Origin of the sequence: Caulobacter sp. UNC279MFTsu5.1, assembly GCF_900114015.1 — a bacterium.
In the GTDB taxonomy this organism is placed as follows: domain Bacteria; phylum Pseudomonadota; class Alphaproteobacteria; order Caulobacterales; family Caulobacteraceae; genus Caulobacter.
Genome location: NZ_FORN01000013.1, coordinates 28594 through 44991 on the forward strand (window position 1 = coordinate 28594; position 16398 = coordinate 44991).

At 69.2% G+C, this 16398-nt stretch carries 16 protein-coding genes; 5 read left to right on the forward strand and 11 right to left on the reverse strand.

Features of this window, described 5'->3' with window-relative positions; translation table 11 throughout:
- Positions 1-10 precede the first annotated feature (10 nt).
- From BM066_RS09680 to BM066_RS09690, 3 genes are read left to right on the forward strand one after another with little or no spacing between them, the layout of a single operon-like run.
- Positions 11-406: a PaaI family thioesterase gene (locus tag BM066_RS09680; RefSeq protein ID WP_255367536.1), complete on the forward strand. Its 396-nt coding sequence runs from the start codon at positions 11-13 to the stop codon at positions 404-406.
- Between the two features lie 3 nt (positions 407-409).
- Positions 410-808 (forward strand): SRPBCC family protein, encoded by a 399-nt coding sequence (locus BM066_RS09685; protein ID WP_089926743.1) that lies wholly within the window; start codon positions 410-412, stop codon positions 806-808.
- Positions 805-1293, forward strand: a complete 489-nt coding sequence (locus BM066_RS09690) for a GNAT family N-acetyltransferase (RefSeq protein WP_089926746.1) — start codon at positions 805-807, stop codon at positions 1291-1293. Before BM066_RS09685 ends, BM066_RS09690 begins: the two co-directional genes overlap by 4 nt.
- Here BM066_RS09690 and BM066_RS09695 read toward each other — a convergent pair.
- From BM066_RS09695 to BM066_RS09745, 11 genes are all read right to left on the reverse strand, one after another.
- A complete protein-coding gene (locus tag BM066_RS09695) occupies positions 1290-2186 on the reverse strand; it encodes a hypothetical protein (protein WP_089926749.1) in 897 nt (298 codons plus the stop codon). The two genes, BM066_RS09690 and BM066_RS09695, sit on opposite strands and share 4 nt — an antisense overlap.
- 80 nt (positions 2187-2266) lie before the next feature.
- Entirely contained in the window at positions 2267-3886 is a 1620-nt protein-coding gene (locus BM066_RS09700; protein ID WP_089926752.1) for a long-chain fatty acid--CoA ligase, read from the reverse strand.
- Positions 3887-3956: 70 nt separating this feature from the next.
- The gene (locus BM066_RS09705; RefSeq protein ID WP_089926755.1) at positions 3957-5864 is read right to left on the reverse strand and encodes a methyl-accepting chemotaxis protein; all 1908 of its coding nucleotides are present in this window, start codon (positions 5862-5864) and stop codon (positions 3957-3959) included.
- A gap of 97 nt (positions 5865-5961) precedes the next feature.
- A complete protein-coding gene (leuB, locus tag BM066_RS09710; protein ID WP_089926759.1) occupies positions 5962-7020 on the reverse strand; it encodes a 3-isopropylmalate dehydrogenase in 1059 nt (352 codons plus the stop codon).
- A 12-nt stretch (positions 7021-7032) separates the two neighbouring features.
- The gene (locus BM066_RS09715) at positions 7033-7335 is read right to left on the reverse strand and encodes a putative quinol monooxygenase (RefSeq protein WP_089926762.1); all 303 of its coding nucleotides are present in this window, start codon (positions 7333-7335) and stop codon (positions 7033-7035) included.
- Entirely contained in the window at positions 7335-7943 is a 609-nt protein-coding gene (gene leuD, locus BM066_RS09720) for a 3-isopropylmalate dehydratase small subunit (protein ID WP_089926766.1), read from the reverse strand. Before leuD ends, BM066_RS09715 begins: the two co-directional genes overlap by 1 nt.
- 11 nt (positions 7944-7954) lie before the next feature.
- A complete protein-coding gene (locus tag BM066_RS09725; protein ID WP_089926770.1) occupies positions 7955-8878 on the reverse strand; it encodes a hypothetical protein in 924 nt (307 codons plus the stop codon).
- Positions 8866-10299 carry a 3-isopropylmalate dehydratase large subunit gene (gene leuC / locus BM066_RS09730; protein WP_089926773.1) on the reverse strand — a complete coding sequence of 478 codons (1434 nt, stop codon included), beginning with the start codon at positions 10297-10299 and terminating at the stop codon, positions 8866-8868. The genes BM066_RS09725 and leuC overlap by 13 nt, the downstream gene beginning before the upstream one ends.
- Positions 10300-10750: 451 nt before the next feature.
- Positions 10751-11137 (reverse strand): 50S ribosomal protein L19, encoded by a 387-nt coding sequence (gene rplS / locus BM066_RS09735; RefSeq protein ID WP_089926777.1) that lies wholly within the window; start codon positions 11135-11137, stop codon positions 10751-10753.
- 4 nt (positions 11138-11141) lie between these two features.
- A complete protein-coding gene (gene trmD, locus BM066_RS09740; protein ID WP_089926781.1) occupies positions 11142-11882 on the reverse strand; it encodes a tRNA (guanosine(37)-N1)-methyltransferase TrmD in 741 nt (246 codons plus the stop codon).
- Between the two features lie 33 nt (positions 11883-11915).
- Entirely contained in the window at positions 11916-12110 is a 195-nt protein-coding gene (locus tag BM066_RS09745) for a hypothetical protein (RefSeq protein ID WP_089926785.1), read from the reverse strand.
- Positions 12111-12391: 281 nt separating this feature from the next.
- Here BM066_RS09745 and BM066_RS09750 point away from each other — a divergent pair, with 281 nt between their 5' ends.
- Together BM066_RS09750 and polA are read left to right on the forward strand one after the other, a co-directional pair.
- The gene (locus BM066_RS09750; RefSeq protein ID WP_089926788.1) at positions 12392-13192 is read left to right on the forward strand and encodes an isocitrate lyase/PEP mutase family protein; all 801 of its coding nucleotides are present in this window, start codon (positions 12392-12394) and stop codon (positions 13190-13192) included.
- A 64-nt stretch (positions 13193-13256) separates the two neighbouring features.
- A complete protein-coding gene (gene polA, locus BM066_RS09755; RefSeq protein ID WP_089926940.1) occupies positions 13257-16163 on the forward strand; it encodes a DNA polymerase I in 2907 nt (968 codons plus the stop codon).
- Positions 16164-16398: the final 235 nt, after the last annotated feature.

Below are 16398 nucleotides of genomic sequence, written 5' to 3' on the forward strand. Positions count from 1 at the left end.
GGAGCGACCTTTGTCCGACGCCTTCGACGTCTCCGTCCTGCCCTTCGCCGCACTGATGGGGCTGGAGATCACCCATGCGGCGGCCGACCGGGTCGAGGGACGGCTGGTCGTCCGGCCCGACCTCTGCACGGCCGGCGGCATCCTCCACGGCGGGGCGGCCATGGCCCTGGCCGACAGCCTGGGCGCGGTCGGCGCCTTTCTGAGCACGCCGGCCGGGACGCGCACGACCACGCTGGAGAGCAAGACCAACTTCATCGGCGGCGCCCGGGCCGGGACCACGGTCAGCGCCGTCTCGACGCCCTTGCACGTCGGCCGTCGCTCCCGCGTCTGGACCACCCGGATCCAAGGCGAAGGCGGCAAGCTGGTGGCGGTGGTCACCCAGACGCAGATGACTGTGGAGACTTGAGCCGTGGCCCTGTTCGAAGCGCGTCCGATCACCGTGTCGATCGCCCGCCCGGCCGACCAAGTCTACGACTTCGCTCGCCGGCCCGAGAGCTTCCCCAAGTGGGCCGCCGGCCTCGGCGGGAGCCTGACCCGCGACGGCGACCGCTGGATCGGCCACGGGCCGGACGGCGATGTCGACGTGCGGTTCTCGCCGGAGAACCCCTACGGCGTGCTCGACCACTGGGTGACCCTGCCCGACGGAAGCGAGATCAGCATTCCCTTGCGCGTCGTGCCCAATGGCGACGGGGCCGAGGTCACTCTGACCCTGTTCCGGGTCCCCGGCATGGACGACGCCCGGTTCGAGCGCGACCAAGGCATGGTCGCCGCTGACCTGGCCAGGCTGAAGGCTCTGCTGGAAGCATGATCACCCTGCGCGGACCCCGCCCGGGCGACTATGGCTGGATCGTCCAGCGGCACGGCGTTCTGTATGCGGAGGAAGAGGGCTGGGACGTGCGGTTCGAGGGGCTGGTGGCCGGCGTCGTGGCCGAGTTCATCAAAAGCTTCGACCCGGCGCGCGAGGCTTGCTGGATCGCCGAGCATCATGATGTCCATGGAGGCCGGCCCGTCGGCTCGATCCTGCTGGCCCGCGAAAGCGACACGGTCGGCCGCCTGCGCCTGCTGCTGGTCGAGCCCTCGGCCCGCGGGCTGGGCGTCGGCGACAAGCTGGTGGCCGAATGCGTGAACTTCGCGCGGCTCGCCCGCTACCGCGAAGTGGTGCTCTGGACCCAGAGCAACCTGCTGCCCGCCCGCCGCCTCTACGAGCGCGCCGGCTTCGTGCTGGAGGACAGCTGGCCCTATGACGGCTTCGGCGACGGGCTGATCTCGGAGACGTGGCGGCTGCGGCTTTAGGTCCCGGCGACGGCGTAGGCGCCGTCGACCGTCCACGGTGCGCGCTCCAGATAGGTCTTGGCCCGCGCCGGTTCCTTCATCCTGTCGTAGGTCCCGCTTTCGTAGCGCTCGAAGAAATAGGCGCGGTATTGCGGGTTGTCGAAAGTCAGAAGGCCGCGTTTCTCGGCGTCGCGGAAGAAGCGTCCCAGGGCGGTGATCGGCTCCAGATTGCCAGTGTCCGGCACGCGTACGACGCGGGCGCCCACGGCCTTGCCGGTCAGCACCGGACCCACCGGCCAGTTCATGCCGTCGCGGTCGACGGCGATGGTGAAGAAGGCGTCGCCGCCATAGGCCGCCTGGACGCAGTGATAGGTCTTCCATTGCCGCACGGCCTCGGCGGCCAGGGGCTCGGCGTCGGCCGTCCGCGCGCTGACCTGGGCCAGCTCGGTCAGCGGGGCGTTCGGCAGCAGGGTCATGCCCTTGAACGGCGAGGCCGGCGGCTCGACCATGTCCTCGACGTCCATGTCGGCAAGGCGCTTCTGCTCGAGCGCCACCTGGCGGCGCCAATAGGGATAGAAGGCCTGGATATCCGCGGCGGTGGCCTCGACCGGGCAGTCGGCCAGCATCTTCGGCGCCAGGGTGTTCAGGGCCTTGGCGCGGAAGCCGTTGAGGGCGCGCTGCATGATCAGGGCGCGGCCCTGGCGGCCGTTGTCCACGCCGGTGAAGTCGAACATCGGATTGAGCGGCGACTCGAACTCGCTGGCCAGGACCGGCTGGCCGTCCAGCCGCGCCAATTGGCCGACCTCGGCGATCTCCTTGGAGAAGTCCTTCGGCGCGGCGAGGGCCGGGGCGCCGATCGCCAGAAGCGCCATGGTCGCGAGGAGGACCTTGGGACGACGAAACACCGACAGCATCGACGCGTACTCCGGAGGGTAATATGCGCAACCTAGGGAAGCTATTTTTCCCCTGCAACTGATCTTTGGTCCAGGACGGCTCAGCCCATCAGATGGCCGCGCCAGGCTTCGCGCAGCACCTTCTTGTCGATCTTGCCCGTCGCCGTCAGCGGAATCGCAGCGAACACCACGTCGTCGGGCGTCCACCATTTGACGATCCGCGGCGCCAGATAGTCCAGCACCTCGGCCTTGCTCACCGAGGCGCCCTCGTGGGCCTCTATCACCAGCAACGGCCGCTCCTCCCACTTGGGGTGCGGCACGCCCACGACGGCGGCGATCTTCACGCCCGGACAGCCGGCGGCGATGTTCTCCAGGTCGATCGAGCTGATCCATTCGCCACCGGACTTGATGACGTCCTTCTGGCGGTCGGTGATGCGCATGAAGCCATGCTGATCGAGGGTGGCGATGTCGCCGGTGTCGAACCAGCCGTCGGCGTCGGCGACATCGTGTTCCTGGCGGTAGTAGCGGCGGACCACCCACGGGCCGCGCACTTTCAGAGCGCCCGAGGTCTGGCCGTCGCGCGGAGCCTCGGCGCCGTCCTCGGTCTCGACCCGCAGCTCTATGCCGAACTGCAGCCGGCCCTGGCGGGTCCAGATGGCGTCGTTCAGGGCCGCCTCGCCGAGCGCGGCCAGGGACGGGGTCGGGGTGGCGACCACGCCGATCGGGCAGGTCTCGGTCATGCCCCAGATCTGCAGCACGTCGACGCCGTACCGGGTCTTGAAGGCCTCGGCCATGGCGCGCGGCACGGCGCTGCCGCCGATCACGACCCTCTTGAGGCTGTCCGGCCGTTGGCCGGTCTGTTCCAGGAACGCCAGGTACATCGTCCAGATCGTCGGCACCCCGCCGGTGAAGGTCACGCCTTCGCCCTGGATCAGTTGGTGCAGCGCGGCGCCGTCCATCCTGTCGGCCGGCAGCACCAGCTTGGCGCCGCAGATCGGGGCGGTGAACGGCAGGCCCCAGGCGGTGGCGTGGTAGAGGCTGGAGCAGGGCATGACCACGTCGAAGGCGGTCAGGCCGAAGGCGCTGGCCAGGCCGCCGGCCATGGCGTGCAGCACCACGGCGCGATGCGAATAGAGCACGCCCTTGGGATCGCCCGTCGTGCCCGAGGTGTAGCAGAGGAAGGCTCCGGCGTTCTCGTCCAGGGTCGGCCAATCGATCGTCCCGGCCTCGCCGGCGATCAGGGTCTCGTACGAAATCGCCCCGACCCCGGCCTCGCGAGCGCGCGCGGCGTCCGACAGCATGACAAAGGTCTTCACCGTGGTCAGGCGCGGCGCCAGCCGGGCGACCAGCTCGGCGAAATTGCGGTCGAACAGCAAGACGCCGCTGGCCGCGTGGTTGATGGTGAAGACGATCTGGTCGTCCGACAGCCGGGGATTGGCGGTGTGCAGCACCGCGCCCAGGCCAGGCACGGCGTAGAACAGCTCCAGGTGCCGATGGGTGTTCCAGGCCAGGGAGGTGACCCGGTCGCCGGAGGTCACGCCCAGCCGCGCCAGGGCGTTGGCGGCCTGAGCCGCGCGGCGGGCCAGGCCCGCATAATCATAGCGCCAGACAGGCTCGTCGATCAGCCGGGAGACGACCTCGCGCCCGCCGTGGGCGTCGGCCGCGTAACGCAGGATGCCGCTGACCAGTAGCGGCGTGGTCTGCATCAGGCCCGGGATCATGGGCGCTCCTCCCTTGTCGTTTTGGGAGCAGCTTAGAGCGTCGCCGGGGGAAGGGTAGGCCCCCTCGCGCCTAGAACTCTTCCCAGCCGTCCACGGCGACTGCGGCGTTGCCATTGAAGGCGGCGGCGACCCGGGTCTGGGCCGCGCGCGCCGGGCTGGCGACCGGGCGCGCGGCGGGCGTGGCCGCGACGGGGCGCGAGGCCTCGCCGCCGACCTTGAAGCGGCCGACCAGGGCGGCCAGTTCGCTGGCTTCGCCCTTCAGCGAGTGGGTCGCGGCGGTGGCTTCCTCGACCATGGCGGCGTTCTGCTGGACGACCTGGTCCATCTGGTTCACGGCGCTGTTGACCTGGTGCAGGCCGGTCGCCTGTTCCTGGGCCGAGGCGGCGATCTCCTTGACCAGGCTGTCGATCGACGCGACCTGGTCGACGATGGCCTGCAGGGCCTGGCCGGTCTGGCCGACCAGGCTGACGCCGGTTCCGACCTGGGCGGTCGAGGTCGAGATCAGACCCTTGATTTCTTTGGCGGCGTCGGCCGAGCGCTGGGCCAGGGCCCGCACCTCCTGGGCCACGACCGCGAAGCCGCGACCCGCGTCGCCGGCCCGGGCCGCCTCGACGCCCGCGTTCAAGGCCAGCAAATTGGTCTGGAAGGCGATCTCGTCGATCACCCCGATGATCTGCGCCACCTGCTGCGAAGAGGTCTCGATCTCGGTCATGGCGCTGACGGCCTGGCTGACGATCTGGCCGGACTTTTCGGCGCCGGTCCGGGCGTTGGCGACCAGGCCGGAAACCTCGTTGGCGCCGGCGGCGGTCTTGCGCACGGTGGCGGTGATCTGGTCGAGGGCGGCGGCGGTCTCTTCCAGGCTGGCGGCCTGCTGCTCGGTGCGGCGCGACAGGTCGTCCGAGGCGCTGGCGATTTCTTCCGAGCCGGAACGGATGCCGTCGGTCGCGCCGTTGATGCCGCGCAGCGCGTCCTGCAGGCGGTCGGCGGCGGTGTTGAAGTCGGACTTCAGCTGCGCGGCCTTGGGGGCGAAGTCGATGCTGATGCGGTGAGTCAGGTCGCCATCGGCCAGGCGGTCGAGCGCCTGCGCCAGGGCGCCGATCGCGACGGCGTCGGCTTGAGCCTCGGCGGCCTTCTCGGCTTCGCGCTGGGCGCGCTCGGCCTCGGTCAGGCGGCGCTGCTCGACGGTCTCGCCTTCCAACCGCGCCTTGACCACGGCGGCGTCCTTGAAGCTGAGCAGGGCGTCGGCCATCAGGCCGACCTCGTCCTTGCGGCCGATCGCCGGGACCTCGGCGTCGTTGTCGCCCGAGGCCAGGCGGCGCATGACGGCGGTCATCCGCGACACCGGGGCGCCGATCGTGCTCGACAGCAGCCAGCCCATCAGGCCGGCGATGGCCAGGGCGGCCAGACCGCCGATCACCAGCGACCGGGTCGCCAGCGTCATGGCGACCTTCTGCTCCTTGGTGCGGATGGCCACGCGCTCGAGGGCGGCGCTCGACAGGTCGTCCTGCATGGCGCGCAGCTCGTCCATGCTCTTTCTGCCGGCCAGCGCGCCGGCCTGGGTCTTGCCGGCGACCGGGTCCTTCATCGCCGCCAGGGCCGGCTCGGCGATGTCGCGCCGCCAGTCGGCCATGGCGGCCCGCATGCGCTGGATGCGGTCCTTCTGGGCGGCCTGGGTGGTCTTGGCCTCGAAGGCGTCCAGCGCCTTGTCGAACTCGGCGGCGTTGTGCCGGTAGACTTCGGCGAACGCCGGATCGTCGGTGAGGGCGTAGCCCCGCAGGGCGTTCTGCTGCTCCAGGATCAGGCCCATCATGGTCTCGGCCTGGCCGGCCAGGACGAGGCTGCGCTGACTGGAGGTCGAGGCCTTGTCGATGCTTTGCAGGCTGGCGAAGACGACGCTGGACGAGACCACGAAGGCCAGGATCAGCGCGCTGAACGCGATCCCGAGCTTCGTGGAGATTTTCAGGTCTTGGAACCGCATCGCTCGCCCCGCGCGCCGCTGTTGAAAACGACGGGCAGGATTTCGCCGGGAAGCGTTAAGGTTACGTTGCGGAATCCGTCAAGATAACGTCAGTATTTCAACGTCCTAGGTGCGACAATACCGCGTCGCCCATCTTAACCGTCGATAGATCCCCGCCCAGGTCGCGGGTGCGGGCCCCGGCGTCCAGCGCCGCCTTGACCGCGGCCAGCAGGGTGTCGGCGGCGTCGGCGCGGTTCAGCGACCAGCGCAGGGCCATCTCGAACGACAGGATGGCGGCCAGCGGATTGGCCACGCCCTTGCCGGCGATGTCGGGGGCCGAGCCGTGGATGGGCTCGTAGAGGCCCGGCTTGCCCGCCGCGCCCAGCGCCGCCGAGGGCAGCATGCCCAGCGAGCCGGTCAGCATGGCCGCGGCGTCCGACAGGATGTCACCGAACAGATTGTCGGTGACGATGACGTCGAACTGCTTGGGCGCGCGGACCAGTTGCATGGCGCAGTTGTCGGCCAGGATGTGCTCCAGCTGGACGTCGGCGTAGTCGCGGGCGTGCAGGTCGGTGACGACCTGCTTCCACAGCAGGCCGCTTTCCATGACGTTGGACTTCTCGGCCGAGGCCACGCGGTTGCCGCGGCCGCGGGCCAGCTCGAAGGCCACCCGGGCCACGCGCTCGATCTCGCCGGTGGTGTAGACCTGGGTGTCGACGCCGCGTTTTTGCCCGCCGCCCAGGTCCTCGATGCCGCGCGGCTGGCCGAAATAGACGCCGCCCGTCAGTTCGCGGACGAACATGATGTCCAGGCCCGAGACCAGCTCGCGCTTGAGGCTGGAGGCGTCGGCCAGGGCTTCGAAGCAGTAGGCCGGGCGCAGGTTGGCGTAGACGTCCATCGCCTTGCGCAGGTTCAGCAGGCCGGCTTCGGGGCGCAGGTGGCGCGGGGCGTTGGCCCACTGCGGGCCGCCGACGGCGCCCATCAGCACCGCGTCGCTGGCCAGGGCGGCGTCGCGGACCTCGTCGGTCAGCGGCGCGCCATGGGCGTCGTAGCTGGCGCCGCCATAGATCCGCTCCTCGACGTTCAGGTCGGGGGTCAGGACCTCGGCGACCCGGCGCACCTGGGCGCAGACCTCGGGGCCGATCCCGTCGCCGGGCAGGAGCAGAAGCGTGGGCATCGGAAGGCTCTCTTAGATGGTGCGGTAGTCGGAGACGTCGAAGGACGCCATGCGGCGATCGTGGACGCCCAGTTCGGCGCAGCGCAGCCGCCAGGCGGCCATGTGCGGACTGGCGCGGTGGAAGGCCAGGGCGTCCTCGTCGACGAAGTGCTCATAGACCCGGATCAGGCCGGGATCGAGCGGATCCTCGCTCAGCGCATAGTCCAGACAGCCCGGCTCGGCCCGGCTGCCCTCGACCTGGGCGCGGAGGTGCGGGCGCAGGTCGGCCAGGCGCTCGGGGGCGACGCGGATCGTGCCGGCGAGGATGACGGTCATCAACCTTCCAGCCAGGGCCGGTCCAGCGCCCGCTTGCTTTCGTAGAGGTCGATGTCGGCGCTATGCATCAGGGTCTCGCCGATGGCGTCCAGGCCCTTGAGCATCTTGTCCTTGCGGACCGGGTCGATGTCGAAATGGAAGCTCTTGCCCGAGGGCGAGATGACGGTCTGGGCTTCCAGGTCGACGCTGACCATGTGGTTGCCGCCCTTGGCCTCGTCCATCAGCTGGGCGACTTCCTCGGGCTTCAGGACCACGGGCAACAGGCCGTTGTTGAAGCAGTTGTTGTTGAAGATGTCGGCGAAGCTGGTCGAGATCACGCACAGGATCCCGAAGTCCATCAGCGCCCACGGGGCGTGCTCGCGCGACGACCCGCAGCCGAAGTTGTCGCCGGCGATCAGCACGGACGAGCCCTTGTACTCCGGGCGGTTCAGCACGAAGTCGGCGATCTCGTTCCCGTCGCCGTCGAAGCGGAAGTCGTAGAACAGGCCCTTGGCCAGGCCCTCGCGCTCGACGGTCTTTAGGAACTGCTTGGGGATGATCTGGTCGGTGTCGATATTGGCCAGCGACAGCGGCGCCGCGCGGCCGTCCAGACGGGTGAAGGCTTGCATGGCCTCGCCTCCTAGTTCTTCAGGGTCTGGGTGATGGCCCAGTATTCGTTGCGGCCGCCGGTTTCACCGGTGGCCGGGTCGGTGAGCTTGATCTTGGCTTCGCAGTCGGCCTTGGTCGTCAGGCCGCTCTTGATGTCGACCTCGTAGTCGCAGGCCGAGGTGTGGTCGAAGCTCATCTTCTCGAACATCGTCTTGGCCTCGGGTTTGTTCGCCTCGGGGCCCATGCGCGCCATCATGGCCTGGACCATCTGGGCCATGCTGGCGCGCAGCGATTCAGGGTCCAGGGTCTGGGTCCAGCGCAGGGTGGCGACGCCGCGGGCGGTGTCGACCTTCTGGACGACCAGCGCGGTCCTGGTCTTGATCGGCGAGCCGCCCAGCGGGCTAGGCATCAGGTCTTCGGCAGTCGCCGGCTTGCCCGGTTCGAGCTCGACATTGATCGGGATCGACAGGAAGCCGTCTTCCTTCAGCAACAGGCCGGCCGCCTGTTCCGGGCTCATGTTGGCGAACATCGAGATCGCGGCGTCCAGGTTCTTGGCGACATCCTTGTCGCCGCTGGCCAGGGTCGTCATCGACTTGCGGATCTCGGCCACCAGCCCGGGCCAGTCCTCGATGGACGAAGGCGCCAGGCTTTCGTCGGCGACGTAGACCATGGTCCGGTTCATCAACCCGCCGAGCGCCGCCTCGACCTTGGCGGCCTCGGGACCGCTGATCGGCAGCTTGGTGGCGGTCGGCTTGAGGGTGACGCGATAGCCCTCGCCCTTGGCTTCGATGGTCTTGTCGTAGCGGGTCTCGGCGCTGTTGCGCATGGTCTTGCCGGCGCGGACGTCCTCGCGCGTCTTGACCACCACCATCTCGACCTTGGCGGTCCTGGGCAGGTCCAGCGGCGCGGCGTAGGTCGCGGTCGCGGCCAGGGCGGCGAGGATCACGACAGCCACGTGCGCACGTCCACCAGGTGGCCGGCGATCGCCGCCGCCGCCGCCATGGCCGGCGAGACCAGGTGGGTGCGGCCGGCGCGGCCCTGACGGCCTTCGAAGTTGCGGTTGCTGGTCGAGGCGCAGCGCTCGTGCGGGGCCAGCTTGTCGGGGTTCATGGCCAGGCACATCGAGCAGCCCGGCTCGCGCCAGTCGAAGCCGGCGGCCTTGAAGATGGCGTCCAGCCCCTCGGCCTCGGCCTGCTCCTTCACCAAGCCCGAGCCCGGCACGACCATGGCCTTGACGTGGTCGGCGACCAGCCGGCCGTGCAGGAAGGCTTCCTGCACCACGGCGGCGGCGGCGCGCATGTCCTCGATCCGGCTGTTGGTGCACGAGCCGATGAACACCCGGTCGATGCGGGCTTCCGAGATCGGCTGGCCGGCGGTCAGGCCCATATAGTCCAGCGCCCTGTGGGCCGCGGCGCGCTTGTCCGGGGTGGCGAAGCTTTCCGGGTCGGGAACGTTGCCGGTCACCGGAATGACGTCCTCGGGCGAGGTGCCCCAGGTGACCATCGGGACCAGGGCCGAGCCGTCGATCACCACGGTGCGGTCGAAATGGGCGTCTTCGTCGCTGACGAAGCTCTTCCAGTACGACAAGGCCATGTCCCAGGCCGCGCCCTTCGGCGCCGACGGCTTGCCCTGGATATAGGCGAAGGTCTTGTCGTCCGGCGCGACCAGGCCGGCCTTGGCGCCGCCCTCGATGGTCAGGTTGCACAGGGTCATGCGGCCTTCCATCGACAGGTCGCGGACCACCTGGCCGGCGAACTCGATGACATAGCCGGTGCCGCCGGCCGTGCCGATCTCGCCGATCACGGCCAGGGCGACGTCCTTGGCGGTGACGCCGGGACCCAGCTGGCCGTCGACGCGGACCAGCATGTTCCTGGCCTTCTCCTGGCGCAGGGTCTGGGTGGCCAGGACGTGCTCGACCTCGGAGGTGCCGATGCCGTGGGCCAGGGCCCCGAAGGCGCCGTGGGTCGAGGTGTGGCTGTCGCCGCAGACGATGGTCATGCCCGGCTGGGTGCGGCCCTGCTCGGGACCGACCACGTGGACGATGCCGTTGCGGATGTCGCCCATCGGGAAGAATTCGATGCCGTTGTCCTGGACGTTGCGGGCCAGGGTCTTCAGCTGCAGGCGCGCCTCGTCGTCGGCCACGGCGTCGACGCCCAGGGCTTGGCCCTCGGTCGGGATGTTGTGGTCGGCCACGGCCAGGGTGCGGTCGGGCCGGCGCACCTTGCGCCCGGCCGCGCGAAGCCCGGCGAAGGCCTGCGGGGTGGTGACCTCGTGGATCAGGTGCAGGTCGATATAGAGGATCGCTTCGCCGTTGGTTTCGCTGACGACGTGGGCGTCCCAGATCTTGTCGTAGAGGGTCTTGCGTGCGCGGGTCATGATACCCGCGCATCTAGGCCCTGAGACGGGGCGCGTAAAGCGAGGAAACGCCGAAAATTCACGTTCACCGGCCGGTGTGGCGATCAATCCTGCCCCACGGGCGTCACGCGCGGACGTTCTGACGCAGTTTCTTGCCTCGGGAGCGGATCCGGAGAGGGGGCGGGCCGCAAGGGCGTGTTCCCGGAACGCAAAGAGGGCGCGCTCTGTGGCGCGCCCTCATATCGCATTTCCTTCAGTGGCCATGACGCCGTTTCTGAAGAGGGCCACTCCCTAGCAAGGGGGCGGTCTATAAGCCCGTCGCAGATGCGGTGGGGGTGCGCTCACAAAACACCAAGGAACGTCGTTTTGTCAATATGTTCGTGCGCTCGTCTGTGAGCTTGGCCATTGAAACCCTTAAGAAAAAGGCCCCGGCGTCTCCGCCGGGGCCTCGATCCTTCGCAGGTCGCGCGCCTTATTCGGCGTCGGTCTTGCGGACGTTCGAGCGCTCGGCGATGCGGGCCGACTTACCGCGACGGTCGCGCAGGTAGTACAGCTTGGCGCGACGGACGACGCCGCGACGCTTGACTTCGATGCTTTCGATGCTCGGCGACAGCAGCGGGAACAGACGCTCCACGCCTTCGCCGAACGAGATCTTGCGGACGGTGAAGCTCTCGTGCACGCCGCCGCCCGAACGGGCGATGCAGACGCCCTCATAGGCCTGGACGCGCTCGCGCTCGCCTTCCTTGATGCGGACGTTGACGCGCAGGGTGTCGCCCGGCTCGAACTCGGGAATGGCGCGGGCGGCCAGCAGACGCTGGGCTTCTTCGCGCTCGAGTTCCTTGATGATGTTGGCAGCCATAATTCTAGTCTCCTTTGGGCTTACCCGTTTTTTTCGGGCCGCCTTTTGCCTGTTGATTGGCGAGATGCGCTTCCCAGAGGTCTGGACGCCGCTCGCGGGTGGTTTCTTCACGCATACTGGTCCGCCACTGGGCCACCTTCTTGTGGTCGCCCGACAGCAGCACCTCGGGGATGTCGAGCCCTTCGAACGTCCGCGGCCTGGTGTACTGCGGATGCTCGAGGAGACCGTCCTCGAAGCTTTCTTCCTGAGTGCTCTCGAAATTGCCCAGAACCCCTGGAGCCAATCGAACGCACGCCTCGATCACGACCATCGCCGCCGCCTCGCCACCGGCGAGAACCGCGTCTCCGACCGAGACCTCCTCGAACCCCCGGGCGTCGAGCACCCGCTGGTCCACCCCCTCGAAACGGCCGCACAGGACGACGACGCCCGGCGCCTTGGCCCATTCCTTGACGCGCGCCTGGGTCAGGGGCCGACCCCGGGCGCTCATGTACAAAAGCGGCCGCCCACCGACCTCCACGCTGTCCAGCGCGGCGGCGATGACGTCCGCTTTCAATACCGCTCCCACGCCGCCACCCGCGGGGGTGTCGTCGAGGAAGCCGCGCTTATCCTTGGAAAACCCCCGAATGTCCAGCGTTTCCAATCGCCACAGGTCCTGCTCCTTCCATGCCGTGCCGATCAGCGAGACGCCGAGCGGGCCGGGAAAGGCCTCGGGGAACATGGTCAGGACGGTGGCGGTGAACGGCATGGGCGCTCCATAGCGCCCAAAGCCGCCAAAAATCTAGGCCAGGACGGTTTTAGGCAGGGGTTTGCCGGCTTCGGCGGGCATCAGGGGAGGAGTCAGCTTCACCGGCTCGCTGGTCGGGCCGGCAGGGCGCGCGACGTGGTGCACGGGGGCCACGGCCATGACGGCGGCGGTGGTCAGGGTGGCGGCGACGAGCGCCGCACCGACGCGGATCTTCTTCCATGAAACCATGGGCCGAGGTCTTCCTGTGTTTCGGGTCGTCCGAACCAAAGCCCGGGAAAGGAGGAGGTTCCCGTTTTTGCGGCCGAGGCGAACCTCCTGCCTCTAGGGCAGGCAATTGACCTCGCCAAGGCGGCAATACGACGCGTTCGCCGCAATTGACAGATCGCCGCTCTCGCGGGCGCCGTCGGCCCGGATGTGTCAGCAGCGGGTCATCCAGGTCCGATTTCCGCGAGACGGCCGGGGCGGGATTGCCCGATAGTCCGCACGCCTGATCCTTCGGAGCCGTTTCCATGACCACGACCGCCGACCGCTTCCACGCCCTGCACGCCGGGCCCGACGTGCTGGTCCTGCCCAACGCCTGGGACGCGGCCAGCGCCGCCCTGATGGAGGACGCGGGGGCCAAGGCCGTGGCCACCTCCAGCGCCGCCGTGGCCTGGGCGCGGGGCTATGCCGACGGCGACGCCGTTCCCGTGGCGGCCGTCGTCGACACCGTCGCCGGCATCGCCCGGGTGGTGTCGGTTCCGGTCACCGCCGACATCGAGGGCGGCTACACCGACGACTTGCCGACCCTGGCCGAGACCGTCAGGGCGGTGGTCGGGGCGGGGGCCGTGGGGATCAATTTCGAGGACGGCCGCCGCGACCCGGACCTGCACGCGCGCAAGATCGAGACCGTCCGCGCCGCCGCCGGCCAGGCGGGCGTGAACCTGTTCATCAACGCCCGCACCGACGTCTATCTGGCCGGGCTGGCCCAGGGCGAGGCGGCTTTGGCCGAGACCCTGCGCCGCGCGGCGCTGTACGCGCAGGCCGGGGCCAGCGGGATCTTCGTGCCGCTGCCGATCGAGGAGGACCTGCTGGCGCAGCTCGCCGCCGGGATCGCCCTGCCGCTCAACGCCATGGGCCGTCCCGGCATGCCCTCGGCCCAGCGCCTGGCGCAGCTGGGCGTGCGCCGGCTGAGCTCGGCCACCGGTCCGTTCAACGCGGCCTATGGCGCGATGCTGACGGGCACTCGCGCCTACCTGGCCGACGGCGACACCGCCGGCTACGCGGCGTTCGGCAAGGACCTGCCCAACCTGAACGCCCGGTTCGGCTAGGGGGTGGCGCTCAGGGCGAAAGGGGGTGTTTCCGCCTCGCCCGCGACCGCCTATCTTGCCGGCCATGACCGACACGCTCGCGCCCGATTCCGCCGCTGCTCAGGAAGCAGACCGTCCCCTGACCCAGGACGGCCCCGCCGTGCGGCTGTTTCTGGTCGACGGCTCGGCCTACCTGTTCCGCGCCTACCACGCCCTGCCGCCGCTGACCCGCAAGAGCGACGGCCTGCCGGTCGGCGCCGTCCAGGGCTTCTGCAACATGCTGTGGAAGCTGATGCGCGACATGCAGGGCGACGCGCCCACCCACCTGGCGGTGATCTGGGACCATTCCGAGAAGACGTTCCGCAACGCGCTCTACGACCAGTACAAGGCTCACCGGCCGCCGCCGCCCGAGGACCTGATCCCGCAGTTCCCCCTGGTGCGCGAGGCCACCCGGGCCTTCGGCGTCCCGGCCATCGAGCTGCCCGGCTACGAGGCCGACGACCTGATCGCCGCCTACGCCTGCAAGGTCCGCGACATGGGCGGCGAGGCGGTGATCGTCTCGTCCGACAAGGACCTGATGCAGCTGGTCGGCGAGGGCGTGTCGATGTTCGACCCGATGAAGGGCGTGCGCATCGACCGTGAGCAGGTGTTCGAGAAGTTCGGCGTCTATCCCGAGCGGGTGGTCGACGTGCAGTCGCTGTGCGGCGACAGCGTCGACAACGTGCCCGGCGCGCCCGGCATCGGGATCAAGACCGCCGCCCAGCTGATCAACGAATACGGCGACCTGGATACGCTGCTGGCGCGGGCCGGCGAAATCAAGCAGCCCAAGCGCCGCGAGACCCTGACCGAATTCGCCGACCAGATCCGCCTGTCGCGCCAGCTGGTCCAGCTGGACTGCGACACCCCGCTGCCCGAGCCGATCGACGATCTGGTGGTGCGCGAGCCGGACAAGCAGGTGCTGGCCGATTTCCTGGAGATGATGGAGTTCCGGTCCCTGGCCCGCCGGGTCGGCGACGGCAACGCCTCGGCCGCGCCGCGCACCCTGGACCGCCCGTCCAGCGCGCCGACCGCGCCGGTTCTGGGCGTGTCCTACATGGGCGCGGCGGCCCGCGCCGCCGCCAATCCGGTCGCCCAGCCGGCCAGCGTAGACCACGCCGCCTATGTCCGCATCCAGGACATCGAGACCCTGAACGCCTGGATCGCCAAGGCCACGGCCAAGGGGGTTGTCGCCTTCGACACCGAGACCGACGCTCTGTCGTCGGCCACCGCCGGCCTGTGCGGCGTGTCGCTGGCCATCGCGCCGGGCGAGGCCTGCTACATCCCGGTCGGCCACTGCGAGAAGGACGGCCTGGCCCTGGAGGCCGCGGCCGACCTAGTGCAGATCCCGCTGGACGAGGCCATCGCCGCCCTCAAGCCGCTGCTGGAGGATCCGGCGGTGCTGAAGGTGGCCCAAAACGCCAAGTACGACATCGCCGTCCTGGCCCGCCACGGGATCGAAGTGGGGCCGATCGAGGACACCATGCTGATCAGCTACGTGCTGGAAGCGGGCCTGCACGGCCACGGCATGGACGAGCTGTCGGAACTGTGGCTGGGCCACAAGCCCATTCCGTTCAAGCAGGTCGCCGGCTCGGGCAAGGGCCAGATCAGCTTCAAGCACGTGGGCCTGGCCGAGGCCACCGCCTACGCCGCCGAGGACGCCGACGTCACCCTGCGGCTCTACGAGGCGCTGAAGCCGCGGCTGGCGCGCGAAGGCCTGCTGACGGTGTACGAGACCCTGGAGCGCCCGCTGCCGGCGGTGCTGGCGGCGATGGAGAACGAAGGCGTCCGCGTCGACCCCGAGACCCTTCGCCGGCTGTCCAACGAGTTCTCGATGCGGATGGCCGAGTTCGAGGCCCGGGCCCAGGAACTGGTCGGCCGTCCGTTCAACCTGGGCAGCCCCAAGCAGATCGGCGACGTGCTGTTCGGCGAAATGCAACTGAAGGGCGGCAAGAAGACCGCCACCGGCCAGTGGTCGACCGACAGCGACGTGCTGGAAGCCTTGGCCAACGAGCACGAGCTGCCGCGCGTGCTGCTGGACTGGCGCCAGCTGTCGAAGCTGAAGGGCACCTATACCGAAAACCTGATCGCGGCCATCGCGCCGGGCGGGGGCAACCGGGTGCACACCTCCTACGCCCTGGCCGCGACCACCACCGGCCGCCTGTCGTCGTCCGACCCCAACCTGCAGAACATCCCGATCCGCACCGAGGAGGGCCGCAAGATCCGCAAGGCCTTCGTGGCCGCGCCGGGCAAGGTGCTGATCAGCGCCGACTACAGCCAGATCGAGCTGCGCCTGCTGGCCCACATCGGCGACATCCCGCAACTGAAGAAGGCCTTCCAGGAGGGCCTCGACATCCACGCCATGACGGCGTCGGAAATGTTCGGCGTGCCGATCGAGGGCATGCCCAGCGAGGTCCGCCGTCGGGCCAAGGCGATCAATTTCGGCATCGTCTACGGCATCTCGGCCTTCGGCCTGGCCAACCAGCTGTCGATCCCGCAGGGCGAGGCCGGGGCCTATATCAAGACCTATTTCGAACGCTTCCCCGGCATCCAGGCCTATATGGAGGCGACCAAGGCGTTCGTGCGCGAGCACGGCTACGTCACCACCATCTTCGGGCGGAAGATCAACATCCCCGACATCGGCGGCAAGTCGGTGGCCCACCGGCAGTTCGCCGAGCGGGCGGCGATCAACGCCCCGATCCAGGGTGCGGCGGCCGACGTCATGCGCCGGGCCATGATCCGCATGCCCGGCGCGCTGAAGGCGGCGGGGCTGTCGAGCAAGATGCTGCTGCAGGTGCACGACGAACTGGTGTTCGAGGCGCCGGAGGCCGAGGCCGAGGCCACGATCAAGGTCGCCCGCGAGATCATGCAGGGCGCGGCCGAGCCGGCCGTGGCCATTTCCGTGCCGCTGACGGTCGAGGCCCGGGCCGCCGCCAACTGGGACGAGGCACACTAGCCGCAAAAATTTTTCGCGGCGCGGCGATGCGCCGCCTCAGGTAGAGCGCCTCCGCCTGTGGGGGCGCTCAAGGCCTTTGAACCTGCAATCTTGGATAAGAGCGGCGCGGCGGAAGGCTGTCGCCGTCAGGGTTTGACGCCTCCGCCTGCGACCTTGCGCCACAGCACGGTTAAGGCCGTGGAAACCCTGCCGCCACCAGAGATGGATCGTGCGACGCGCGCTTCCGGCTGCGGCT